General features: G+C 72.6%; 21 protein-coding genes and 2 pseudogenes. 7 read left to right on the top strand and 16 right to left on the bottom strand.

Annotated elements, in window-relative coordinates; genetic code table 11:
* Positions 1-183 precede the first annotated feature (183 nt).
* Positions 184-1,452, top strand: a complete 1,269-nt coding sequence (locus tag ACIF83_RS06485; RefSeq protein ID WP_399723933.1) for a streptophobe family protein — start codon at positions 184-186, stop codon at positions 1,450-1,452.
* Between the two features lie 19 nt (positions 1,453-1,471).
* Here ACIF83_RS06485 and ACIF83_RS06480 read toward each other — a convergent pair whose 3' ends face one another.
* The 4 genes from ACIF83_RS06480 to ACIF83_RS06465 form a co-directional block, all read right to left on the bottom strand.
* Positions 1,472-2,467 carry a serine/threonine-protein kinase gene (locus ACIF83_RS06480; protein ID WP_393476799.1) on the bottom strand — a complete coding sequence of 332 codons (996 nt, stop codon included), beginning with the start codon at positions 2,465-2,467 and terminating at the stop codon, positions 1,472-1,474.
* Positions 2,467-3,018, bottom strand: coding sequence for a hypothetical protein (locus ACIF83_RS06475; RefSeq protein WP_393476802.1), 552 nt, complete (start codon positions 3,016-3,018; stop codon positions 2,467-2,469). Before ACIF83_RS06475 ends, ACIF83_RS06480 begins: the two co-directional genes overlap by 1 nt.
* Positions 3,019-3,026: 8 nt before the next feature.
* Positions 3,027-5,366 carry an FHA domain-containing protein gene (locus tag ACIF83_RS06470; protein ID WP_399723929.1) on the bottom strand — a complete coding sequence of 780 codons (2,340 nt, stop codon included), beginning with the start codon at positions 5,364-5,366 and terminating at the stop codon, positions 3,027-3,029.
* A gap of 90 nt (positions 5,367-5,456) precedes the next feature.
* Positions 5,457-5,867: a hypothetical protein gene (locus ACIF83_RS06465; protein WP_393476807.1), complete on the bottom strand. Its 411-nt coding sequence runs from the start codon at positions 5,865-5,867 to the stop codon at positions 5,457-5,459.
* 327 nt (positions 5,868-6,194) lie between these two features.
* On the opposite strand from ACIF83_RS06465, the gene ACIF83_RS06460 reads away from it, so the two are divergent.
* Both ACIF83_RS06460 and ACIF83_RS06455 read left to right on the top strand, forming a co-directional pair.
* On the top strand, positions 6,195-6,575 hold the full coding sequence (locus tag ACIF83_RS06460) for a nuclear transport factor 2 family protein (RefSeq protein ID WP_399723924.1): 381 nt from the start codon (positions 6,195-6,197) through the stop codon (positions 6,573-6,575).
* Between the two features lie 77 nt (positions 6,576-6,652).
* Entirely contained in the window at positions 6,653-6,955 is a 303-nt protein-coding gene (locus tag ACIF83_RS06455; RefSeq protein WP_399723921.1) for a DUF1905 domain-containing protein, read from the top strand.
* Between the two features lie 73 nt (positions 6,956-7,028).
* On the opposite strand, the gene ACIF83_RS06450 is transcribed toward ACIF83_RS06455, so the two are convergent.
* Positions 7,029-7,970, bottom strand: a complete 942-nt coding sequence (locus ACIF83_RS06450) for an AraC family transcriptional regulator (protein ID WP_393476815.1) — start codon at positions 7,968-7,970, stop codon at positions 7,029-7,031.
* Positions 7,971-8,079: 109 nt separating this feature from the next.
* On the opposite strand from ACIF83_RS06450, the gene ACIF83_RS06445 reads away from it, so the two are divergent.
* A complete protein-coding gene (locus tag ACIF83_RS06445) occupies positions 8,080-9,063 on the top strand; it encodes an oxidoreductase (RefSeq protein WP_399724072.1) in 984 nt (327 codons plus the stop codon).
* Positions 9,064-9,086: 23 nt separating this feature from the next.
* Here the strand turns inward: ACIF83_RS06445 and mgrA are convergent, their stop codons facing one another.
* Positions 9,087-10,079, bottom strand: a complete 993-nt coding sequence (gene mgrA, locus ACIF83_RS06440; protein WP_399723918.1) for an L-glyceraldehyde 3-phosphate reductase — start codon at positions 10,077-10,079, stop codon at positions 9,087-9,089.
* 126 nt (positions 10,080-10,205) lie between these two features.
* Between mgrA and ACIF83_RS06435 the strand changes: the two genes are divergently transcribed.
* Together ACIF83_RS06435 and ACIF83_RS06430 are read left to right on the top strand one after the other, a co-directional pair.
* Positions 10,206-11,120, top strand: a complete 915-nt coding sequence (locus ACIF83_RS06435) for a LysR substrate-binding domain-containing protein (protein WP_399723915.1) — start codon at positions 10,206-10,208, stop codon at positions 11,118-11,120.
* A gap of 99 nt (positions 11,121-11,219) precedes the next feature.
* A complete protein-coding gene (locus tag ACIF83_RS06430) occupies positions 11,220-11,735 on the top strand; it encodes a DUF664 domain-containing protein (protein WP_393476823.1) in 516 nt (171 codons plus the stop codon).
* On the opposite strand, the gene ACIF83_RS06425 is transcribed toward ACIF83_RS06430, so the two are convergent.
* The 8 genes from ACIF83_RS06425 to ACIF83_RS06390 form a co-directional block, all read right to left on the bottom strand.
* The gene (locus ACIF83_RS06425) at positions 11,717-12,787 is read right to left on the bottom strand and encodes an adenosine deaminase (RefSeq protein ID WP_393476826.1); all 1,071 of its coding nucleotides are present in this window, start codon (positions 12,785-12,787) and stop codon (positions 11,717-11,719) included. The two genes, ACIF83_RS06430 and ACIF83_RS06425, sit on opposite strands and share 19 nt — an antisense overlap.
* 46 nt (positions 12,788-12,833) lie before the next feature.
* The gene (locus tag ACIF83_RS06420) at positions 12,834-13,226 is read right to left on the bottom strand and encodes a VOC family protein (RefSeq protein WP_399723911.1); all 393 of its coding nucleotides are present in this window, start codon (positions 13,224-13,226) and stop codon (positions 12,834-12,836) included.
* Positions 13,227-13,333: 107 nt separating this feature from the next.
* Positions 13,334-14,263 carry a M48 family metalloprotease gene (locus tag ACIF83_RS06415; RefSeq protein ID WP_399723908.1) on the bottom strand — a complete coding sequence of 310 codons (930 nt, stop codon included), beginning with the start codon at positions 14,261-14,263 and terminating at the stop codon, positions 13,334-13,336.
* Positions 14,263-14,631 (bottom strand): BlaI/MecI/CopY family transcriptional regulator, encoded by a 369-nt coding sequence (locus ACIF83_RS06410; protein ID WP_393476834.1) that lies wholly within the window; start codon positions 14,629-14,631, stop codon positions 14,263-14,265. Before ACIF83_RS06410 ends, ACIF83_RS06415 begins: the two co-directional genes overlap by 1 nt.
* A 278-nt stretch (positions 14,632-14,909) precedes the next feature.
* Positions 14,910-15,818, bottom strand: a complete 909-nt coding sequence (locus ACIF83_RS06405; RefSeq protein WP_399723905.1) for an aldo/keto reductase — start codon at positions 15,816-15,818, stop codon at positions 14,910-14,912.
* A 37-nt stretch (positions 15,819-15,855) separates the two neighbouring features.
* Positions 15,856-17,178, bottom strand: coding sequence for an aldehyde dehydrogenase family protein (locus ACIF83_RS06400; RefSeq protein WP_399723902.1), 1,323 nt, complete (start codon positions 17,176-17,178; stop codon positions 15,856-15,858).
* Between the two features lie 122 nt (positions 17,179-17,300).
* Positions 17,301-18,503, bottom strand: a complete 1,203-nt coding sequence (locus tag ACIF83_RS06395; RefSeq protein ID WP_399723899.1) for an RNA polymerase sigma factor — start codon at positions 18,501-18,503, stop codon at positions 17,301-17,303.
* The gene (locus tag ACIF83_RS06390; RefSeq protein WP_393476845.1) at positions 18,503-18,853 is read right to left on the bottom strand and encodes a YciI family protein; all 351 of its coding nucleotides are present in this window, start codon (positions 18,851-18,853) and stop codon (positions 18,503-18,505) included. The genes ACIF83_RS06395 and ACIF83_RS06390 overlap by 1 nt, the downstream gene beginning before the upstream one ends.
* 147 nt (positions 18,854-19,000) lie before the next feature.
* On the opposite strand from ACIF83_RS06390, the pseudogene ACIF83_RS06385 reads away from it, so the two are divergent.
* Positions 19,001-19,144: pseudogene (locus ACIF83_RS06385) on the top strand (acyl-CoA dehydrogenase); the annotation flags it as partial.
* A 125-nt stretch (positions 19,145-19,269) separates the two neighbouring features.
* Here the strand turns inward: ACIF83_RS06385 and ACIF83_RS06380 are convergent.
* Both ACIF83_RS06380 and ACIF83_RS06375 read right to left on the bottom strand, forming a co-directional pair.
* On the bottom strand, positions 19,270-20,823 hold the full coding sequence (locus tag ACIF83_RS06380) for an alpha/beta hydrolase (protein WP_399723894.1): 1,554 nt from the start codon (positions 20,821-20,823) through the stop codon (positions 19,270-19,272).
* Positions 20,824-20,972: 149 nt separating this feature from the next.
* Positions 20,973-21,665 (bottom strand): annotated as a pseudogene (locus tag ACIF83_RS06375) (conjugal transfer protein TraA); the annotation flags it as partial.
* Positions 21,666-21,685: the final 20 nt, after the last annotated feature.

Here is a 21,685-nt window from a genome sequence, read left to right as displayed (position 1 = left end):
GAGCACTTCTTCCCGTCGCGCTTCCCGTCGCGAAGCGTGGCTTATATCAGAGAAAGTACCGTTCGCTGTGCTTTGGCAGCACAATTCCCCCTATTGTGTGCTCCTGCCCCATGTGACTCGCAAGCCGACGCGGACGGGCCACCCGGCGGGCGGGGTGCCCGCGCACTGCCTAGCGTGGCAAGGGTGAGCCCTGAGACCGTCCCCGCACGGCCCATCGCCCGCCACGGCTGGGTGCAGGCCGCGGCCGCGGTGCTGGCCGGGCTGGCCGTCATGGTCGTACTCGCCGCACTGGGCCTGTGGGCGGCCGGAGCGGCGGATCTGCCGGACGGCGCCTTCGCCCGGGTGGTGACGGCGACCGTGGTGGCGGCGGTGGGCGGCACGCTCGAACTCTCCGGCAACGCCGGTGTGCTGGCACAGACCCGGGCCGGCCTCACGGTGATCCCGCTGTCGGTGACCCTCGCCGGTGCACTGGTGATCGGCGCGGGTTTTCTGCGCCCGCTGCGGCACCGGGCGGTCGCCTCGGCCCGGGAACTGGCGGGCTGGGCCGCCCGGATCGCGGTGCTGTGGCTGGTCGCCCTGCTCGGCCTCTCCTTCGCCGCCCGGCAGACCTTCGCCGTGGACGTGGGCAACGGCACCCTCAGCGATCTCACCGACCTGTTCGACGCGACGCCGAAGGTCGGGTTCACCACGAACGTGCCGCTGACCGTACTGTTCGGGCTGCTGTGGCTGGCCGGGGTGCTGGTGCTGACCGTGCTGGTCGCGCCCGGCGCGCCACTGCCGGGGCGCCTGCTGCGTTGCCAGGAGTCGGTGCGCCCCGCCGCGCACGCCATGGTCGTCCTGCTGCTGGCCTATGTCGTCCTGGGCCTCGTCGTCGCACTGATGTCGGCGGTGACGCGCGGGCACGCCGCCGAGACGTTCGCGGTGATCCTGCTCGGCCTGCCCAACCTGGCCTGGCTCGCCCTCACCCTCGGTCAGGGCGCCACCTGGCACGGCCGGGTCGAGGGTCCGTTCGGCCTGTCGATGCCGCATGTCCTGGACCGGATCCTGCGCACGCCCGATGTCGCCACGCTGAATCTGCGCACGCTCACCGAGTACGACCACGGGATGTGGTGGCTGCTGATCACGGAGGTGGTGGTGGTGTCGGGGGTCGCCTTCCTGATGGCGGCGCGGTCCCCGGCCCGGGTCCGGGCCTGGCAGCACGCCCTGCGGCTGGCCGTCGCCCTGGCCCTGACAGTGCTGATGATCTGTCTGCTGTGCCGGGTCTCGGCGCACTACGGCCTGTCCCTGCTCGGCATCGGCGAGCTGGGCGGCGGTCTGTCCGGGGAGCTGTTCCTCGAACCCCAGCTGTGGCAGGCGGTGGGACTCGGTGCGCTGTGGGGGCTGGCCGCCGGCTTCCTGGGCGCGCTGCTGGCCCGGCCGGTGCACCGGAGGGGCAAGGTCGAGACGCCTTAGAGACCCTCTCGGAACCCCTCTAGCGGAAGAAGGGCCGAGCCCACTCCGGAGGCTGCGGGGGTTCGGCCGGTTTCCGCAGGTCCGTCTCGGTGTCCGGTTCGCCGTCTCCGTCACCCTCACCGTCGTCGTGGCCGACGCCGCCGGTCGGGGCCGTGCGCAGGGCGGCGACGAAGTCGAGGCAGGTGTCGTAGCGGGCATCCGGGCTCTTCGCGAGGGCCCTGGCGAAGACGGCGTCGGCGGCCGGTACGAGGTCGGGGCGGGACTCGCTCGGCGGGGGCGGCTCGTCGTACTGGTGGGCCCACAGCAGCGCCATGTCGTCCTCGCGCACGAAGGGCGGGTGTCCGGCCAGGGTCTCGTAGACGACACAGGCGAGGCCGTAGACGTCGCAGCGCCCGTCGACGGGCCGCCCGGAGATCTGCTCCGGGGCCACGTAGTCGAGGGTGCCGACGAACTGGCCGACGCTGGTGAACCCGGTCAGGGACAGCGACTTCTTGGTCAGTCCGAAGTCGGTGAGGTAGACGTGCTCGGGGTGCTCGCTGTCGGTGCCCCGGGCGACCAGGATGTTGCCGGGCTTCACGTCCCGGTGGACCAGTCCGTGTTCGTGGGCGGCGTCGAGCGCGGAGGCCACCTGCGCGGCGATGCGCACGGCGACCTCGAACGGCAGCGGTCCACGTTCGTCGAGAAGATGGCGCAGATCGCTGCCGGGGACGTACCGCATGGCGATGTAGAGCACGCCGTCCGTCTCGCCGGCCTCGAAGACGGGCACGATGTGCGGATGGTCGATCGCGGCGGCCACCCGGGACTCGTGGGTGAAACGCTGCCGGAAGGTGTCGTTGCGGGCGAGTTCCGGGGCCAGCAGCTTCAGCGCGACCGTGCGGTCCAGACGCAGGTCGCGGGCGCGGTAGACGACGGCCATGCCGCCGCGACCGATCTCGCTCTGCACCAGGTAACCGGCCACCTGGCACCCGATCAGCTGCGAGGGCCGACGGGAGGACAGGCTGGTCTGGCGGGCCATCACGACTCACCCTTGGGGGCCGCGAAGCGGGTGGGGGCGTGCCCGGTGTCCTCGTCCGACGGGGTCCGGTCGGTGGCGTAGGTGTGCAGCCGCCGTCCGTCGCCGTACAGCCACCGTTCCTCCTCGGGGTCGTACACCCACATGGACTCGCCGTCCAGCACGACCCCGATGCGCAGTCCGCGGGTGCGGTCCCCGAAGGACTGCCCGTCCAGGTCTCCGGCCGCGAGTTCCTCCACCGCGGACCGGTAGTCGGCCAGGGCCTCCTCGGCGCGGGCCAGCAGCGGGCGCGGGTCGGAGGTGCCGGTGGGCGGGCCGTCGCCGGCGGGCGGGTCCTGGGGCACGGCGATCAGGTGGCGGCCGTCGACCCAGGCGGCCCAGCCGTTGGCGCAGCGGATGTGTCCCCAGTCGCCGAGCCGCTCCACCAGCACCACGGGCAGCAGCGGGTCGAGCGGCACCGTGGGCCGGGAGGGGTCCGGGACCTCCCAGGCGGGCATGCCGTTCGGCGGGACGACGTGGGTCGGCCGGAATCCGGGGGGCTGCTGTTTCGTCATGGCGCCGCCTACTTCCGCATCACGGCGGGTTCGTGCCGGCGCAGCAGCCGGGCGACCAGGAGACCGTAACCGACGGACAGCACCAGCAGCATGGCGAGGTCCAGCAGCCAGACGCCGGCCGAGTGCCGGAAGAGGGGGTCGGCGGTGAGGTCGCCGGGCACGATCCGGGCGAGGTCGACCGTGCCGGCCATGGCGCCGAGCGCCCAGCGGGAGGGCACCAGCCAGGACAGCTGTTCGAGGACGGGCACGCCGTGCAACGGGAGCAGGGCGCCGCAGAAGACGACCTGGACGATGGCCAGCAGCACCAGCAGCGGCATCGTCACCTCCTCCTTGCGCACCAGCGCGGACACCAGCAGGCCGAGCATCATCGCGGTGAACGCCAGCAGGGCGACCGCGAGCGTGATCTCGGCCAGGGGAGGCAGCAGGACGCCGTGGCCGCCGGGGGCGCCGAGGTCGACGCCGAGCAGGGCGACCAGGGTGAGGACGACAGCCTGGACGACCGTGATGGTGCCCAGGACGACGACCTTGGACATCAGGTACGCCGATCTGGGCAGCCCGACGGCGCGCTCGCGCCGGTAGACCACACGTTCCTTGACGAGTTCGCGCACCGCGTTGGCGGCGCCGATGAGCACACCGCCGACACACAGGATGAGCAGCGCGTTCATCGCGGTGTCCGGGGTCAGCCTCCCGCCCGCGAGGGCGCGGTCCATGGCGCCCATCACGAACGGCAGGGCGATCATCACGGCGAGGAAGGTGCGGTCGGCGGCGAGGACGGCGGTGTAGCGGCGGACGAGGGTGCCGAGCTGGGCACCCCGGCTGCGGGGGCGGGGCGGTGGTGCGGGCGCGACCGGCGCGGAGTCCGGGAGGCGGGGCTGGGTGGTGGCCTCGGCGACGTAGTGCCGGTGGAACGGCGAGTCGCGGTACTCCCCGGCCCAGTCCCGGTCGTGGTCGCGGTCGAAGGCCTCGAAGGCCTCCGGCCACTGCTCGAAACCGAAGAAGGCGAGCGCGTCGTCGGGCATGCCGTAGTACGCGATCCGGCCGCCGGGGGCGAGGACCAGGAGGCGGTCGCAGACGTCGAGGCTGAGGACGCTGTGCGTGACCACGATGACGGTGCGGCCGTCGTCGGCGAGACCGCGCAGCATGTGCATCACCGACCTGTCCATGCCGGGGTCGAGGCCGGAGGTCGGCTCGTCCAGGAACAGCAGCGACGGCTTGGTCAGCAGTTCCAGGGCCACGCTGACCCGCTTGCGCTGCCCGCCGGAGAGGCTGTGCACGGGCTGCCCGGCGCTCTGTTCGAGGCCGAGTTCCCGGATCACCTCGTCCACCCGGGCCAGGCGTTCCGTCCTCGCCGTGTCCTCGGGGAAGCGCAGCTCGGCGGCGTAGGACAGGGCGGCGCGCACGGTGAGCTGGGGGTGCAGGATGTCGTCCTGCGGGACCAGGCCGACGCGCCCGCGCAGCTCGGCGTAGTCGTGGTACAGGTCGCGGCCGTCGTACAGGACGGTGCCGTGGTCGGCGGGGCGCTGGCCGGTCAGGGCGTGCAGCAGCGTGGACTTTCCGGCGCCGCTCGGTCCGACCACCGCGAGCAGGCACTTCTCCCCCACCGGGAAGGAGACGTGGTCGAGGAGGACCTTGCTGCCGTGGTCGACGGCGACCGTGAGGTCCTGCACGTCGAGGGAGATCTCGCCGCGGTCGACGTACTCCTGGAGTGCGTCGCCGACCAGGCAGTACGCGACATGGCCGACGCCGATGATGTCGCCGGGACCGACCGGGGCGCGGGTGACGGGTCGGCCGTTGAGATAGGTGCCGTTGTGGCTGCCGAGGTCGACGATCTCGTGGCCGCCGTCCGGGAGGGCGCGCAGTTCGGCGTGGCGGCGGGAGACGGTCAGGTCGTCGACGACGAGGTCGTTGCCGTCGGAGCGGCCGATCCGGATCGTGTGCGCGGGCAGCGGCCGAACGCTGCTCGGCGCGTGGAAGGTTCCGGTCAGCTCGGGACGCGAGATCCCCGGCAGGCGGTCGGTGGCGGGTGCGCGCGGGCCGAGCGGGACGGCTCGGGGGCCGTCGTCGGGATTGCCGAAGCGGATCACGCTGCCGGGGCGGACGTCCCACTCCCGGATGCGCAGGCCGTCGGCGAAAGTGCCGTTGGTGCTCTGCTCGTCCCTGAGCGTCCAGCCGTCGTGGCCACGGCTCAGCACGGCGTGGTGCCATGAGACCCGGGCATCGTCGAACACGATGTCGCTCAACGGATCACGTCCGACGTGGTAGTCGTGGCCCGGGCTCATCACCGTGGAGCCCGTGTCGGTCTCCAGAACGAGTTCGAGTGACGTCGGGGCGACCGGCTGCTCCGCCATGGCAAAAATTGTACCGATTCGTTCACATATACGCCCTCATGGCTTCGGGTTCTCGGGGAGCGCGGAACCCCCGCGGCCCCGCGGCACGTGTCAGGCGACGGGTACGACGAGCGCCGGGAGGGTGCGCTGCATACGCAGCGCGTCCACGGACTCGGCGAGCAGCTCGTACTCGGTGGTGTCGTCGGTGGCAGCGATCCGCACCAGCCGCCCGCCGGCCAACTCGTCCGCGACCAACTCCTGCTGCACGTCGTCGGCGCACCAGGCACGCAGCAGCGCGGGGACGTCGGCCACCGTGTCCGCGACCGGCACGAGCGCCCCCGCGGGGAAGGCAGGGGTCTCCGGGCTGGGGTCGAGCCGCTCGGCGATCCAGGACGCCCGGTCCCGCAGCCACCACAGGGCCAGCGCCAGGGTCGGCGCGCGATAGGTGCCGAGCGGTACGCCGATCCGCTGTCCGCCGCACACGCCGTACGCGGTGACATGGCACAGGAATTCGTCGTGCACGATCACTCCCCCGAACGCATAGCTGTGGTGCCGGCCGAACCCTCGCTTTCCGTGCGGCTCCCGTGCGGTGAAAGTGCCCCTGAAGTTCGAGTATCGCCACTCCCGAAACACTGTCACCATGACTTTCCGGCCAGTCTCCTGGCATATTCACCGCCCGTTCTGGCCGAAAATGCACCGGCTATGCACCGGCTTTGCGGCGCCTCCGTCATTACCCGGGAGGTAATCGACCCGTCCCCGTCGCTCGGGCATGGTGGTCACACCGGATCGACGGAACCCCGGATCCGGCTCCTGACCAGCAGATACGACCTCGATGGAGGCTGATTCGCCATGACCACGAACACCAACAGTTACGACAGCGCCGTCGCCCGTTACTTCGAGGCCTGGAACGCCACCGAGCCGGAGGCCCTGAAGAAGGCGGTCGCGGCGGCCTGGACCGCGGACGGCAGCTACACCGACCCGCTCGCCGAGGTCCGCGGGCACGACCAGATCGCCGCCGTGATCGCCGCGGCCCACGAGCAGTTCCCCGGGTTCGCGTTCCGCCCGCTCGGCGCGGTGGACGGGCACCACGACACCGCGCGGTTCGGCTGGGAGCTGGTGAACGAGGCGGACGGCTCGGCGCCGGTGGCCGGGTTCGACGTGATCACGCTGGACGGCGAGGGCCGGATCCGGCAGGTGCTGGGCTTCCTGGACCGGCTGCCGGGGGCCTGAGGCAGAGACGGCGATGAGTTTTCCCGCTCGCGGCGGTCCGGTAAGTCAGGAAAAGATCACCGCGAGCGGAGACCGTCATGAACACCAACGGCAGGAACACGGGCACGGCGGGGAAAGTCGACGAGGAATTCACCGCCGTCCTGCGCAAAAGCCCGGAGAAAGGCGGCTGGACCTATGTGGTCTGGCCGCGGTCCGTCGAATTCTTCGGCACCCGGGGACTGGTCAAGGTCCGCGGGACGGTCGACGGCCACCCCTTCCAGAGCTCCTTCATGGCCCTGGGCGACGGCACCCACAAGCTCCCCGTGAAGGCCGACGTACGCGAGGCTATCGGCAAGGGCGAGGGCGACACGGTGACCGTACTCCTCCAGGAGCGACTGTGATCGCGCGCCTTCCGGAGCGGCCGTGAGCGCAGGCCTTCCGGAGCGGAGCCGACCACACGCCTCTCGGAGCGGCTCAGCCCCTGGCTGCCTCCCGGTAGCGGCGGGGCGCCACGCCGACGGTGCGTTTGAAGGCGTTGCTGAAGGCGCTCTCGGAGGTGTAGCCGACCGAGCGGGCGAGCGCCGCGACGGGGGTGGAGTCCTGCCTGAGAGCGCGGGCGGCCAGGCTCATCCGCCAGTTCTGGAGGTAGGTGAGGGGCGGCACGCCGGCGGCTTCCCGGAAGCGCACGGCGAAGGTGGTCCTGGACATCACGGCCGCCCGGGCCAGCTCCTCCAGCTGCCAGGGATGGGCCGGGTCGGCGTGCATCAGGCGCAGGGCGGGGGCGAGCCGCTCGTCCGCCAGCGCCCGCAGCCAGCCGGCCGGCAGCCCCGCCGCCTCACTGAGACAGGCACGCAGCACCTGGACGAACATCAGCTGGGCCAGGTGGTCCGAGGAGAAGGCGGAACCTGCCCGGCCGGCGGCCATCTCCTGCATCAGCTGCGCGGTGAGCCAGCGCAGCACCGGTGCCTCGGCCGCGGCGGAGCGCACGTGGATCAGCTCGGGCAGGGCCCGGCGCAGCAGGTCGCCGCTGTCCCGGCTCAGGTCGATGTGCCCGGAGACGCACACCACCTCTTCTCCCCCGCCGAGCGCTCCCATGCGGGTGCGCGGATCCACGACGACCTCCGCCGGGTCGAGCGGTTCGAGTCCGGGGTCGCTGCACAGGACGTACGACCGCCGCCCGTCGGAGACGACGATGTCGCCCTCGGACAGGGCGACCGGTTCGGCGCCGCCCTCGGCAATCAGCAGACAGGTGCCCCGCGCCAGGACGTTCACCTTCAGCTTGTCGCGCCCCCGCAGCCGGATCGCCCACCGCCCGCCGGCCGTGAAGCCGCCGGAGAACACACCGCGCGCGTCGGCGACGGCGAGGGCGTCGGAGAGAGGATCGGACAAAGGATCGGAGCGAGCATCGATGGCCATGTTCGAACTATCACGCAACTAGAGCGCACTCTCAAGCATTCATCGTTCGAATCCACGCATCTACGGTGGTCTCATGGCCGACATCGATCACGTCGAGGAGACACCCGCCATGACCACCCCCCAGCAGCCCCTGCACTCCGGCTTCGGTGCCGCGTCCACCGCCGAGGAGGTGATCCGGGGCATCGACCTGACCGGCAAGGTAGCGATCGTCACCGGCGGCTACTCGGGCATCGGGCTGGAGACGAGCCGCGTCCTGCGGGCGGCGGGCGCCGAGGTCGTCGTACCGGCCAGGGATCCGGAGCGGGCCCGCGCCGCGCTGAAGGAGGTCGACGGGTCCGAGGTGGAGCAGCTGGACCTGATGGACCCGGCCTCCGTCGACGCTTTCGCCGAGAAGTTCCTGGCCTCCGGGCGTCCGCTGCACATCCTGGTGAACAACGCCGGGATCATGGCGACCCCGCTGACCCGGGACGCGCGCGGGTACGAGGCGCAGTTCGCGACGAACCACCTCGGGCACTTCCGGCTGGTGGCCCGGCTGTGGCCCGCGCTGGTGGCGGCGGGCGGTGCGCGCGTGGTGTCGGTGTCCTCGCGCGGCATCCGCTTCTCGCCGGTCGTCCTCGAGGACCTGCACTTCGAGCACCGTGTCTACGAGCCGTTCCTCGCCTACGGCCAGTCGAAGACGGCCAACGCGCTCTTCGCCGTGGAACTGGACCGGCGGGGCCGGGCGGAGGGCGTGCGGGCCTTCTCCGTGCACCCCGGCCAGATCATCGACACCGGCCTCGCCAAGCACCTCACCGAGGAGGCCCTGCGGGCGGCCGGTGCCGTCGACGAGCAGGGCCGCCCGGTGCGCGACCCCGCCCGGCAGCAGAAGACCGTCCCGCAGGGAGCGGCGACCAGCGTGTGGTGCGCCACCGGTCCGCAGCTCGACGGACTGGGCGGTGTCTACTGCGAGAACTGCGACATCAGCCCCCTGGTGACCCCTGAGAACGAGGCCGGGTGGCGGGCGGAATCGGGACTGCCCGGCGTGCTGCCGTACGCCGTCGACCCAGAGGCTGCGGCCCGCCTCTGGGAGGTCAGCGAACGGCTCACGGCCTGACGGTCGCTCACCGCCCCGCGTGCTCAGCCCTTCACGATCGCGTCGATCCGCGCCAGTTCCCCGTCCTCGAAGTCCAGGTTGCGGATCGTGCCGACGCTGTCCTCGATCTGCCGCGGGCTGCTCGCGCCGACCAGGGCGGAGGTCACCCGGCCGCCCCGGAGCACCCAGGCCAGGGCCAGCTGGGCCAGGGTCTGGCCGCGGGACTTGGCGATCTCGTCCAGGGCGCGCAGCCGGCCGACCAGGTCCTCGGTGACCGCGTCCGAGTTCAGGAAGGGGCTGTCGCTCGCGGCCCGCGAGTCCTCGGGGATGCCGTCGAGGTAGCGGCCGGTGAGCAGGCCCTGCTCCAGCGGGGAGTACACGATGGAGCCGACCTGCAGCTCGTCCAGGGCGTCCAGCAGGCCCTCGTCCTCGGGGCGCCGGTCGAGCATCGAGTAGCGCGGCTGGTGGATGAGGAGCGGGGTGCCGAGCTCGCCGAGGATGCGGGCGGCCTCGCGGGTCTGCTCCGCCGAGTAGTTGGAGACGCCGACGTAGAGCGCCTTGCCCTGCTGCACCGCGGAGTGCAGGGCGCCCATCGTCTCCTCCAGCGGAGTGTCCGGGTCGAAGCGGTGCGAGTAGAAGATGTCGACGTGGTCGAGGCCCAGCCGCGTGAGGCTCTGGTCCAGCGAGGACAGCAGGTACTTGCGCGAGCCCCATTCGCCGTACGGGCCGGGCCACATGAGGTAGCCGGCCTTGGTGGAGATCACCAGCTCGTCGCGGTACGGCGTGAAGTCGGCCTTCAGGGCCTCGCCGAGCGCGGACTCGGCGGCGCCGGGCGGCGGACCGTAGTTGTTGGCGAGGTCGAAGTGGGTGATGCCGAGGTCGAAGGCGCGGCGCAGGATGGCGCGCTGGGTCTCGACGGGCCGGTCGGGCCCGAAGTTGTGCCACAGGCCGAGGGACAGCGCCGGGAGCTTCAGGCCGCTGCGTCCGGTGCGCCGGTAGGGCATGTCGGCGTAACGGACGGGGTGTGCGGTGTACAACGCGACTCCAGAGGGGTTGGCACAGGTGAGTCCGGTTCCGGGGAACCGGTGTCTACTCTGTCGCGGCCCGCGGGCAGTGGTCCAACAGGAGAATCCGATGGAATTCAGCGGATACGCTTCTGAGTCATGGAACTGCGCCATCTCCAGCACTTCGTCGCGGTCGCCGAGGACCAGCACTTCACCCGGGCCGCCGAACGCCTCATGGTGTCGCAGTCCGGCCTGTCGGCGTCGATCCGGGCGCTGGAACGGGAGCTGCGGGCGCCGCTGTTCGTGCGCACCACCCGGCGGGTGACGCTCACCGAGGCGGGGCGCGCGCTGCTGGTGGAGGCCGAGCGGATCCTGGCACAGGTGCGCTCGGCGCACGAGGCGGTGGCGGCGGTGCAGGGCGTGCTGCGCGGCACGCTGGCGCTGGGCACCGAGCAGTGCATCGCCGGGGTGCACGTGGCGCAACTGCTGGCAGGTTTCCGGCGGCGGCATCCGGACGTGGAGATCCGGCTGCGGCAGGCGGGCTCCGGCGCGCTGGCCGAGGAGGTCGCGGCCGGACGGTTGGACCTGGCCTTCGCCTACCGGACCCAGGCGGACGACGACCAGCTGCGCTCGGTGTCGCTGACCAGCGAGCCGATGACGGTCCTGTGCCATCCCGATCACCGGCTCGCCGCGGCCGGGGCGGTGCTGACACCGGACGACCTGGCCGGTGAGGTCTTCGTGGACTTCCACCCGGACTGGGGGCCGCGCCGCACCACGGACTCCGCCTTCGCCGCGGCCGGTGTCCGGCGCACGGTCGCGCTGGAGGTCAACGACGTGCACAGCCTGCTGGACCTGGTCGACGAGAACCTCGGCATCGCCGTCGTGCCGCGGCACTTCCGGCACAAGCGGCCCTCGCTGACGGCACTCCCGGTGAAGGGCAGGGGCGAGGCGGAGTACGAGACCGTGGCCCTGCTGCCGCCCGAGCGGGCGACGAGCCCCGCGGCCCGCGCCCTGGTCACCCTCCTGGAGACAGGGGGCCTGACGACGTTCCAGGACGGGCCCCGGGCTTCCTGATCGGACGGCCGGGCACCGTCTCACCGCCCGTACCGGGAAGGGGCACGAGGGGGCCGGATTCCGCACGCATGACCGCGCGCGATGCGCGAAGGTGGACGCATGCATGCGAAGGACATCCTCATCGACGGCTACGGCCGCATCCAGGAAGAAGTCCATGCCGCCCTCGACGGCCTCGGACCGGACGAACTGCACTCCCGCCCGGCCCCCGACGCCAACTCCATCGCGTGGCTCGTCTGGCACCTCACCCGGGTGCAGGACGACCACATCGCCGACGCCTTCGACCTCGACCAGGTGTGGCTGACCCAGGACTGGCACAAGCGCTTCGGCCTCGACCTGCCCCGCCACGACACCGGCTACGGCCACACGCCCGCGAAGGTCGCGAAGGTGCGGGTCGAGTCGGCCGACCTGCTCACCGGGTACTACGACGCCGTGCACGAGCAGACCCTCGGCGCCCTGCGCGAACTGGCCGCCAAGGATCTCGAGCGCATCGTGGACGAGCGCTGGGCTCCCCCGGTCACCCTGGGAGTCCGCCTGGTGAGCGTCCTGTCCGACGACCTTCAGCACATCGGACAGGCCGCCTACCTGCGGGGGGTACTTCAGAGCGCGGCCGCGTAACCCGGCAGGACCACGCCCTCGATGAGGGCGTTGCGCTCGTCGAACGGGATGAACGCGCTCTTGACGGCGTTCACGGTGACCGTGCGCAGGTCCTCGACGGTCCAGCCGGCCTCCTCGACCAACAGGGACATCTCCCGGGTCATCGTCGTACCGGAGACCAGCCGGTTGTCGGTGTTGAGGGTGACCCGGAAGCCCAGGTCCTTCAGCGTGGTGATGGGGTGCTCGGCGATCGAGGTGGCGCAGCCCGTCTGCAGGTTGGAGGTCGGGCACATCTCCAGGGCGATGCGGCGGTCGCGCACCCAGCCGGCCAGGCGGCCGAGCTTGCCGTCGACGATGTCCTCGGTGATGCGCACACCGTGGCCGATGCGCTGGGCGCCGCACACCTGCAGGGCCTGGTGGATGCTGGGCAGGCCGTGCGCCTCGCCGGCGTGGATGGTGAAGGGCACGCTCTCCCGGCGCAGGTGCTCGAAGGCTGCCAGGTGGTCGGCGGGCGGGAAGCCGTCCTCGGCGCCGGCGATGTCGAAGCCGACGACACCGGCGTCGCGGTAGGCGACGGCCAGCTCGGCGGCCTCGCCGACACGGTCGAACATGCGCATGCCGCACAGCAGGGTGCCGACACGGACGGGCGTACCGGCGGCGGCCGCCTTGGCCATACCGGCGGCGAGGCCCTCCTGGACGGTCTCCACGACCTCGTTCAGCGTGAGCCCGCCCTTGGTGTTCAGCTCGGGCGCGTAGCGCACCTCGGCGTAGACGACGCCGTCGGCGGCGAGGTCGAGGACGTACTCCTCGGCGACGCGCAGCAGGCCCTCGCGGTTCTGCATCACGGCGAGGGTGTGCTCGAAGGTGGCTATGTAGCGGACCAGGTCGCCGGAGTTGGCGGCCTCGTAGTACCAGGCGGCCAGCTCGTCGGGGTCGGTGGTCGGCAGGGTGTGGCCGACCGCGGCCGCGAGCTCGACGACGGTGGCGGGGCGCAGGCCGCCGTCGAGGTGGTCGTGCAGGACGGCCTTGGGCAGGCGGCGGATCACGTCGGCGTCTACGCGCGTAGCAGTCATGGCGGGTCTTTCCTTGAGCAGGCGGTTCGAAACAGCGGGAGGCGAGTCAGGCGGCGGGCTGGAGCAGGTCCCAGCGGTTGCCGTAGAGGTCCTGGAAGACGGCGACCGAGCCGTACGGCTCGTGGCGCGGCTCCTCCAGGAAGGTCACGCCGGCGGCGGTCATGCGGGCGTGGTCGCGGGCGAAGTCGTCGGTGTACAGGAAGAACCCGACCCGCCCACCGGTCTGGTCCCCGATCCGGGCGCGCTGGTCCTCACCCTTGGCACGGGCGAGCAGCAGGCCGGTGCCGTGGTTGTCCGTGCCGGGCTCGACCACGACCCAGCGGGAGCCGTCCGGCCGCGGCGCGTCCTCGGCCAGTCGGAATCCGAGGGCCTCGGTGTAGAAACGGATGGCCTCGTCGTAGTCGTCCACGACGAGGGTGACCAGGGCAACGCGTCGCATCGGGGCCTTCCGGTGAGGGTATTAGCGGGTGAGGTTATACGTAAAACTTCGCGGACGCCAGTCACCCGCCGCACGGGTGGGTTCGTCCGGCTGCGAGAAGCGGTGGATCAGGGCTTCTCGTCGCCCTGGGCGACCTCGACCCGGTGGTGGAAGTCGGCCATTCCCGTCACCGCGGCCACACAGGAGAGTGCGGCGCAGGCGAGCAGGAGCGCGGCGACGCGGCGACCGGTGCGGTGCGCGGGACGGGGGGCGGCCAGCAGGGCCTGGACGCGCCGGGGGACGGGGCCCGTCGTGGCCGCCGCGGCGAAGTCGGGGCGCTCCGAGCGGGCGGCCTGGCCGGCGAGGGCGGCGCGGGCGATGGCACGGGCGGTCAGACGCCGGTCGCCCACCGAGGCCGCGGCGGCCTCGTCGGCGGCGCGCTCGGCGGCGAGCCGGATGGTCTCGCGGACCGGGCGCAGGGCGGGATGGCAGTGCGCCGCGAGTTCGGCGGCGGCGAGGAAGTAGTGGTGGCCGCCGTCGTTGTGCGCCCGCTCGTGCGCGAACAGCGCCTCGCGCTCGGGGCCGTCGAGGCTGCGCAGCATCGCGGTGGTGACGACGATGCGGTGCGGGCGCCCGGGCAGGGCGTACGCGTCCGGGCGCGGCGAGTCGACCACGCACAGGTCGCCCGCGGCGGGTCCGCGGCCGGCCTCCGTGCGGGCGGCCCGGAAGGCGCGGGTCTGGCGCAGCACCGAGCGGACGAGGGTCCAGCCGCACACGGCGAGGGCGCCGACGGAGGTCGCGGCGGCGGGCAGGACGATGAGGTCCGAGGCGGTGCGCAGCGGGTGCACCAGCTCACCGAGCGCGGCGAACAGCGGCACCTTGAGCAGGCCCGTCAGGACGAACCCGCCGAGCGCGGCGAGCGAGCTGCCCGCGAGGACGACCGCACAGGCGGTGATCGCCCACAGCGCGACGGCCGGGACCAGCCGGTCCAGGGCCCGCCGGGCCAGCGCCGGCAGGGCGAACGGCAGCAGCAGCGGCAGCAGGAGCAGTGCGGTCATCAGTCGTCGGACTCGAGCAGGTCCCGCAGGATGCGCTCGTCGTCGGGGCTGAGCTGGGCGACGAAGCGGGCGAGGACGGTCTCGCGGTCGCTGTCCCGGTCGAGTTCGGTGTGCATCCGGCGGGCGGTGAGGCCCTGGGCGTCCTGGAGCGGGAAGTAGGCGTAGCCGCGGCCCTGGCGCCTCCGCTCCACCGTGCCCTTGTCGTGCAGACGGGTGAGGATGGTCGTCACCGTCGTGCGCGCGAGGGCCGCGCCGAGACTCAGCTGGACCTGGCCGGGCGTCTGGGGCGCGCCGGCGGCCCAGAGGGCAGCCATGACGCTCGCTTCGAGCTCACCGGCCGGCCGGCGTTCGTCCTTGGCGTCGGTCATGGGAACGTTCCTCACCCCGTCTTCGTCTGCAGTTCGGAAGACCGTCTACGCCATTGTAGTCAGCCGGGTGCAGCCCCGGGCCGTGCGCCCGGACGCCCGTTGTGGAAGGGGCCGCCGACGAAGACCGAACGGTTGCCTGCGCACCGCCCGCTGCCCTTCGTCGACGGCGGCTCCCTGCCCGGCGCAGCGGTCCCGGGGAACGGCGGGGCTCGCGCCTGCTGACGTCCGTGAACGCCGGCGGGGCCCTCGGCCCTTCCTGTGCCGTCCGCGGTCGGGTGTCAGACGGCCTGGGTGTGGAGGGCGTTCAGCCGCTCCAGCTCCTCCTGGCCGAGCCGCAGGGCGCCCGCGGCGACGTTCTGCGCCAGGTGGTCCGGGTTGCCGGTGCCGGGGATGGCGAGGACGTGCGGGCCCTGGTGCAGGGTCCAGGCGGTGCGGATCTGCGCGGGGCTCACGCCGTGCGCGCGGGCGACGGCGAGGATCTCGTCGTCGTTGCGCGTGCCGGCCGCGCCGCGCTCGCCGCCCTCGCCCGCGACGGCGTAGTAGGGCACGAAGGCGATGCCGTGCTCGCCGCACATCCGCAGGAGTTCGTCGGCCCGCGGATCCGGGGCGTCCAGCGCGTACCGGTTCTGCACGGAGACGACGGGGGCGATCTCCAACGCCTCGGCCAGGTGCCGGGGCTGGATCGCGGAGATGCCGAGGTGCCGGACCAGGCCGGCCTCGCGCAGTTCGGCGAGGGCACCGAAGTGTTCGGCGATGGAGTCCTGGTTCATTCGGCGCAGATAGACGAGGTCCAGGTGGTCCCGGCCGAGCTGGCGCAGGTTCTCCTCGACGTGACCGCGCAGCTGGTCGGGCCGGGCCGAGGTGCCCCACTCTCCGCAATAGTCGCGGAACGGGCCGACCTTGGTCGCGATGACCAGGTCGTCGGCGTAGGGCGCGAGGGCGGTGTTGATGAGTTCGTTGGCGGAGCGCAGGGAGGAGAAGTAGAACGCGGCCGTGTCGATGTGGTTCACACCGAGTTCCACGGCCCGGCGCAGGACGGCGATCGAGCGTGCGCGGTCGCTGACGGTGCCGAGATGGAAGGCGGCACTGCCCGTCAGCCGCATGGCACCGAAGCCGATGCGGTGGACGGGCAGGTCGCCGAGCTTGAAGGTACCGGAGGCGTCCGCGATGATCATTTCAGCGGTCATCGGCGGAGTCTCGCACACGCGCCCCGGAACCGTCCCTTCAGCCGAGCGGCTTGGCCAGCACCGCCTTGCGGTGGCTGAACGTCTCGATGGAGTAGCGCCCGTGGTAGCTGCCCATGCCACTCTCCCCCACACCACCGAACGGCAGGTCGGAGACGGTCAGGTGGGCGAGCGGCAGGCCGTAGCCGAGGCCGCCCGAGGAGGTCTCGGCGGCGAGGCGCCCGCGCGTCTGCTCGGACTCGGTGAAGACGTACAGCGCGAGCGGCTTGTCGCGGTCGTTGATGAAGTCGATCGCCGCGTCCAGGCCGGGCACGGTGACGATGGGCAGGACCGGGCCGAAGATCTCCTCCTGCATCACGGGGGACTTCGGGTCGACGTCCGCGAGCACGGTCGGCGCGATGTACTTGTCCGTGCGGTCGCCGGCGCCGCCGACCGCCACCCGGCCGGAGCCGAGCAGGGCGGAGAGCCGGTCGAAGTGGCGCTCGTTGACGATCCGGCCGTACTCGGGCGAAGCCTGCGGGTCGGTGCCGAAGAGGGCCTCGACGGCGCGGACCAGCGCGGCCTCCAGGGCTGCGGCGGTCTCCGGGTCGGTGAGGACGTAGTCGGGGGCGACGCAGGTCTGGCCCGCGTTCAGGAACTTGCCGCGCGCCAGCCGGTCGGCGACCACGTCGAGGTCGGTGCCGCGGTCGACGAACACCGGGGACTTGCCGCCCAGTTCGAGGGTGACCGGGGTGAGGTGCTCGGCGGCGGCGCGCATCACGATGCGGCCGACGGCGCCGTTGCCGGTGTAGAAGATGTGGTCGAAGCGCTCGGCGAGCAGGGCCGTGGTCTCCGGGATGCCGCCCTCGACCACGGCGACGGCGTCGGTGTCGAGATGGGCGGGGATCAGCTCGGCCAGCGCGGCCGAGGTGGCCGGGGCCAGTTCGCTCGGCTTGGCCACGACCGCGTTGCCGGAGGCCAGCGCGCCGACCATGGGGGCGAGCAGGAGCTGGGCCGGGTAGTTCCAGGGGGCGATCACGAGGACGACGCCGAGCGGGTCGTACTGCGTCCAGGCCGTCGCGTCGGCGCCGAGGTGCGCCGGGACGGGCGCGGACTCCGGGCGCAGCCACTCGTCCAGGTGCTCGAGGGTGTGGTCGATCTCCCGGATCGTGAAGTCGATCTCGGTGCGATAGGCCTCGGTGCTGCTCTTGCCCAGGTCGGCGTGGAGAGCGGCGGCGAGGTCCGCGCCGTTCTCCGTGAGCATCGTGCGCAGGCGCCGGAGCTGGCCGGTGCGCCACTCGACGGGCTTGGTGCGGCCGGTGCGGAACGTGGCGCGCAGCCGGGCCACGACGTCGGCAGGCTGCTCGGGGGTGGAGTGGTTCACGGATGCCTCGCTGGTGGTGCACGGGCTGGTCGGCCCGAGCGTAGGGTCACGAAAGGTCAGATGTAAATACCAACCTTTCAGGTGCCCAAGTAAATTCCGCCGACCGCCCTCGGTGACGAGGGTCACGTCGTCCGGTCGTCGAGGTCCCGTCGGCGCCGCTCCAGATGGACCCGCTCGGCCTCGCTCGCGGCCAGCTCGACGGCTTTCGCGTACTCCGCCGCGGCCTCGGCGGGCCGGTCCAGGCGGCGCAGCAGGTCGGCGCGGACGGCGTGCAGGACGTGGTAGCCGGTGAGGTCGAGGGAGTCGACCAGCGCCAGGGCCTCGGCCGGGCCCTCGACCTCCGCCACCGCGACCGCCCGGTTCAGCGCGACGACCGGCGACGGGGCGACTGCCGTCAGCTGGTCGTACAGGCTGAGGATCTGGCCCCAGTCGGTGGCGGCGGCGATCGGCGCGTCGCTGTGCACGGCGTTGATCGCGGCCTGGATCTGGTACGGCCCCGGCCGGTCGCGGCGCAGGCAGCGCCGGACCAGGTCCTGGCCCTCGGCGATCAGGCCGCGGTCCCACCGGCCGCGGTCCTGCTCGGGCAGCGGCACCAGCGCGCCGTCCGCGTCCCGCCGGGCCGGCCGGCGCGCCTCGATCAGCAGCATCAGGGCGAGCAGTCCGGTGACCTCGGGCTCGTCCGGCATCAGCTCGGTCAGCAGCCGGCCGAGCCGGACGGCTTCCGCGCACAGGGCGGGATCGCCGGTGTAGCCCTCGTTGAAGATCAGGTAGACGACGGCCAGGACTCCGCCGAGCCGGTCGGGCAGATCGGCGTCGCGGGGCACGCGGTACGGGATGCCCGCGTCGCGGATCTTGGCCTTGGCCCGCACCAGCCGCTGCGCGAGGGTCGGCTCGGGCACCAGGAAGGCGCGGGCGATCTGGGCGGTGCTCAGGCCGCCGAGCAGGCGCAGGGTGAGGGCGACCCGGGACTGCAGGGCGAGTGCGGGGTGGCAGCAGGTGAAGATCAGACGGAGCCGGTCGTCGCGCACGGGGCCCTCCTCGGGCGGTGCGTCGGGCGCGTACAGCCGGGCGGCCTCGGCGTGTCGGGCGTCCCGGGAGGACTCGCGGCGCAGCCGGTCGACGGCCCGGTTGCGGGCGGTGGTGATGATCCAGCCGGCCGGGCTCGGCGGCACGCCGGTCTCCGGCCACTTGCGCACGGCGGTGGCGAAGGCGTCCTGCACCGCTTCCTCGGCGAGGTCGATGTCGCCGAGGAAGCGGACGAGGACGGCGACCGCGCGCCCGTACTCCGCGCGGAAGACGGCCTCGATGTCGGGCGCCTCGACCATCAGTGCTGGTCCACGAAGGGCCGTACCTCGATGGGCAGGGTGGTCGCCAGGGCGGCCTTGCGCCCCCACTCCAGTGCCTCGTCCAGGTCGGCGGCCCGGATCAGGCAGAGCCCGCCCAGGTACTCCTTGCCCTCTGCGTAGGGCCCGTCGGTGATGAGCACGTCGCCGTCCTTGGGGCGCAGCACGGTCGCGGTCTCCGGGCCGTGCAGGCCGCCGGCGAAGACCCAGGCGCCGGCCGCGCGGAGTTCGTCGTTGAAGGCCTCGACGTCGCGCATGATCCCGGCGAGCGCCTCGGGGGCGGGCGGCTGTACCCCGGTCGGCTGGACCACGCTGAGCAGGTAGTGCTTCATGATGTCCTCCTGAGGTTCTTCCCCGGCGTCTTCCCGGTGCCGGGGGTGTCTGTCACCTCCTACACGAACGGGCGGAGCCCGGATCGACACCCCGCGCCACGGATCCGGAAGAAAGAACCGGCAGCGGTCTTCGGAAGAATCCTCCGCATGACCGACAGCGCACACCCGCTCGTCGTCCGCGCCCGTAGGCTCGCCGCCGGGCTGCTCGGCGTGGTCGCACCCGCCGCGTACGGCGGCGCGGGGGCACCGCCGGCGGTGCTGCGGGAGACCGCGGAGATCCTGGCCGGTGCTGGTAGGTCCGGCTGTCAGAACCTGCGGAATGACCTGCGGTTGAGGTCGTCAGTTACCCGTGCGCGCCCGGGGCCCCTGCGAGCGAACCGGTGGGCTGACGGCCGCCCGGCGGATCCGTACGGGCCTCAGGACATGCTGCCCCGGCACACCGTTCCCGGGGCCGGGGTGCGTCCCGTGCGGAGGTATTCGTCGACCGTCTCCGTGACGCAGCGATTCTGCGGGTATGTGCCGTGGCCCTCCTCCTCGGCCGTCAGGAGCACGCCGACACCGTCGCCCAGGGCGCGGGCCATGTGGCGGGCGCCGGGGTAGGGGGTAGTCGGGTCGCCGGTTCCGCCGACCACCAGGACGGGGGCCGCGCCGTCGGCGTTCACCTGGGGCGTGGCGCGCTCGCCGTCGAACGGCCAGTCGTAACAGAGGTAGACGCCGGTGGACCAGGCCGCGCCGAAGACGGGTGAGGCGGCTTTGACACGGGCCTTGTCCCTGTCGAGGCGTTCGAAGCCGGGGCGCAGGCTGGAGTCCGCGCAGGTGATCGCGGTCTGGGCGGCGCGGCTGCTGTCGCGCGGGGTCGCCGCGCGGTCGGCGGAGCCGATGTCGTCCGTGCCCTTGCTCAGCGGACGGCCGTCGTTGTGGTCGATCAGCGCGGTGAGGGCCTTGGCGAGCGGCGACCAGCCGTCCGTGCCGAGGTCGAGATGGTCGCTGACGGCGTACGCGAGGTCGTCGGCGTCGAGGTTCCTTCCGCCGCCGGCCGGGGCGGGCTTCTTCTTCAGGCGGTCGGCCAGGCGCGCCATGCGTCGCGCGGCCTCCTCGGGCCCGTCGCCGGTCGGGCAGTGGCGGATACGGGCCGCGCAGTGCGCAGCGAACCGGTCGAACGCCGCCTGGACCGCCTTGACCTGCGACACCTGCTCCTCATCGAGGTCCTCGGTCGGATCGACGGACGCTTCGAGGACGAGCCGTCCGACGTGCGACGGGTACAGGTGGGCGTAGACCGCGCCGAGCGCCGTTCCGTACGAGACGCCGAAGTAGTGCAGCCGCTCGTCGCCGAGGAGGTAGCGCATCAGGTCGATGTCGCGCGCGGTGTGCGAGGTGCCGACGTACGGGAGGAGCGCCCCGGAGTGCTCGGCGCAGGCGTCGGCCCCGTCGTAGCCGGTGTCGTCCGCGGTCTTCCCGCAGCGCACGGGGATGGTCGCGCCGACGCCGCGCGGGTCGAAGGAGACCAGGTCGTAGCGGTCGAGGAGCGGCTCGTACTGGTTGAGGCGTTCGGGCAGTCCGCTCACGCCGGACACGCCGGGGCCGCCGAAGTTGAGGACGAGCGAGCCGATGCGCCGGGCGTTCGGGCCGGTGGCCTTGCGGCGGATCAGGGCGACGTCGATCGTCCTGCCGTCCGGTTTCCGGTAGTCGAGGGGGGCCTTCATGGTGGCGCAGTCGTAGCCCGTGCGTGCGGTGGGCGGCGAGGTGCAGCGGGACCAGTGGAGGTGCTGGCCGGTGGTGAGCGCGGTGGGCAGGCCGACGGGCGGGTTGTCCGCGGTGAACTCCGTACGCGGCTGCCCACTCCGGTCGCGAGCGTCGTGCTGGAGCCAGGCGCCGACGGCCCCGATCGCGGTGAGGACGACCACGGCGATGATGCGCGCGCCGACCGAGAGGCCCGGTTTGCGGCTTCGTATCGGATGTGCGTCACTCATCGAAATCCCCGCGCTCCCGCCCCTGGACGCCCGCCCCGTGCCCGCATGCCCGTACCCGTGATCGTCCGATCGTCGAATGAGTGCAGGGTACAAGCCGCCTCCGACAGCACGGCTCGCGAGAGTGCCCAGAAATTCAGACCACCCCGTGCTCACGCGACTCCTCCTGCGGTCCGGCCCGGCGTGTGCTGGACGCCGGGCTGCTGGGTGTGCGGCGGCGCGGGCCGTCACCGGGGCGGGCTGTGGCCGGGGGCCGCGGGCGACGGCGCGCTCCCGCACGGCGTCGTGGAGCTTGGCGGCCGGCCGGGCGGCTGCTTCGAAGGTCCGGCTGGACTGCTGCACCGTGTCGACGTCGACGCCGGACTCCTGCTCCAGAAGGCGGCCGGCCCTCCGGCCGGTGTGGAACGGCCGCGGGTGCGACCTCGATGCGGCGGGCTCGGCGACGGCGTACGGCCGGGAGCCCAGGCGCTCCGCACGTCGCGCTGCGTTGACCCGGGCGGCCAGGGCGCCGGCAGCGAGGCGGACCCGCTCGTACGGGGGCGCGGACCGCTTACGGGGCGCGGGCGCAGCACAGCCTGGTCCTCGGTGTCGCGCGGGTCCAGGGCGCGCAGGCCGGCGGTCATCATCCGGCCCCGCCCGACGGGGCGGATGTAGTCGTCGACCACCGCCTGCACGATCGGTTCGTCCAGGCCCGGCTGGTGAGGTCGGCCGCGCAGGGCGTAGGCGAGGTGGCGTCGGGCTTCGGCGAGCAGGTGCCGACGCGTGAACGCGCCGCGCATCACGTACACCACGGCGACAGTGTCCACGGCCGCCAGAACGACGCCGACCACCTGCCGCACCCGGGCCGGGGTCAGCCGCAGCAGCC

The sequence above is a fragment of the Streptomyces sp. NPDC085866 genome, from assembly GCF_044541035.1.
Lineage (GTDB): Bacteria > Actinomycetota > Actinomycetes > Streptomycetales > Streptomycetaceae > Streptomyces.
This window is presented reverse-complemented; position numbering and strand designations above follow the sequence as displayed.

Bases quoted from the DNA above. Each gene is read 5' to 3' on its own strand.
- ACIF83_RS06480 (WP_393476799.1), bottom strand. From the start codon at position 2,467: ATGGCCCGCCAGACCAGCCTGTCCTCCCGTCGGCCCTCGCAGCTGATC.
- ACIF83_RS06475 (WP_393476802.1), bottom strand. From the start codon at position 3,018: ATGACGAAACAGCAGCCCCCCGGATTCCGGCCGACCCACGTCGTCCCG.
- ACIF83_RS06470 (WP_399723929.1), bottom strand. From the start codon at position 5,366: ATGGCGGAGCAGCCGGTCGCCCCGACGTCACTCGAACTCGTTCTGGAG.
- ACIF83_RS06460 (WP_399723924.1), top strand. From the start codon at position 6,195: ATGACCACGAACACCAACAGTTACGACAGCGCCGTCGCCCGTTACTTC.
- ACIF83_RS06455 (WP_399723921.1), top strand. From the start codon at position 6,653: ATGAACACCAACGGCAGGAACACGGGCACGGCGGGGAAAGTCGACGAG.
- ACIF83_RS06450 (WP_393476815.1), bottom strand. From the start codon at position 7,970: ATGGCCATCGATGCTCGCTCCGATCCTTTGTCCGATCCTCTCTCCGAC.
- ACIF83_RS06445 (WP_399724072.1), top strand. From the start codon at position 8,080: ATGACCACCCCCCAGCAGCCCCTGCACTCCGGCTTCGGTGCCGCGTCC.
- ACIF83_RS06435 (WP_399723915.1), top strand. From the start codon at position 10,206: ATGGAACTGCGCCATCTCCAGCACTTCGTCGCGGTCGCCGAGGACCAG.
- ACIF83_RS06430 (WP_393476823.1), top strand. From the start codon at position 11,220: ATGCATGCGAAGGACATCCTCATCGACGGCTACGGCCGCATCCAGGAA.
- ACIF83_RS06425 (WP_393476826.1), bottom strand. From the start codon at position 12,787: ATGACTGCTACGCGCGTAGACGCCGACGTGATCCGCCGCCTGCCCAAG.
- ACIF83_RS06420 (WP_399723911.1), bottom strand. From the start codon at position 13,226: ATGCGACGCGTTGCCCTGGTCACCCTCGTCGTGGACGACTACGACGAG.
- ACIF83_RS06415 (WP_399723908.1), bottom strand. From the start codon at position 14,263: ATGACCGCACTGCTCCTGCTGCCGCTGCTGCTGCCGTTCGCCCTGCCG.
- ACIF83_RS06410 (WP_393476834.1), bottom strand. From the start codon at position 14,631: ATGACCGACGCCAAGGACGAACGCCGGCCGGCCGGTGAGCTCGAAGCG.
- ACIF83_RS06405 (WP_399723905.1), bottom strand. From the start codon at position 15,818: ATGACCGCTGAAATGATCATCGCGGACGCCTCCGGTACCTTCAAGCTC.
- ACIF83_RS06395 (WP_399723899.1), bottom strand. From the start codon at position 18,503: ATGGTCGAGGCGCCCGACATCGAGGCCGTCTTCCGCGCGGAGTACGGG.
- ACIF83_RS06390 (WP_393476845.1), bottom strand. From the start codon at position 18,853: ATGAAGCACTACCTGCTCAGCGTGGTCCAGCCGACCGGGGTACAGCCG.
- ACIF83_RS06380 (WP_399723894.1), bottom strand. From the start codon at position 20,823: ATGAGTGACGCACATCCGATACGAAGCCGCAAACCGGGCCTCTCGGTC.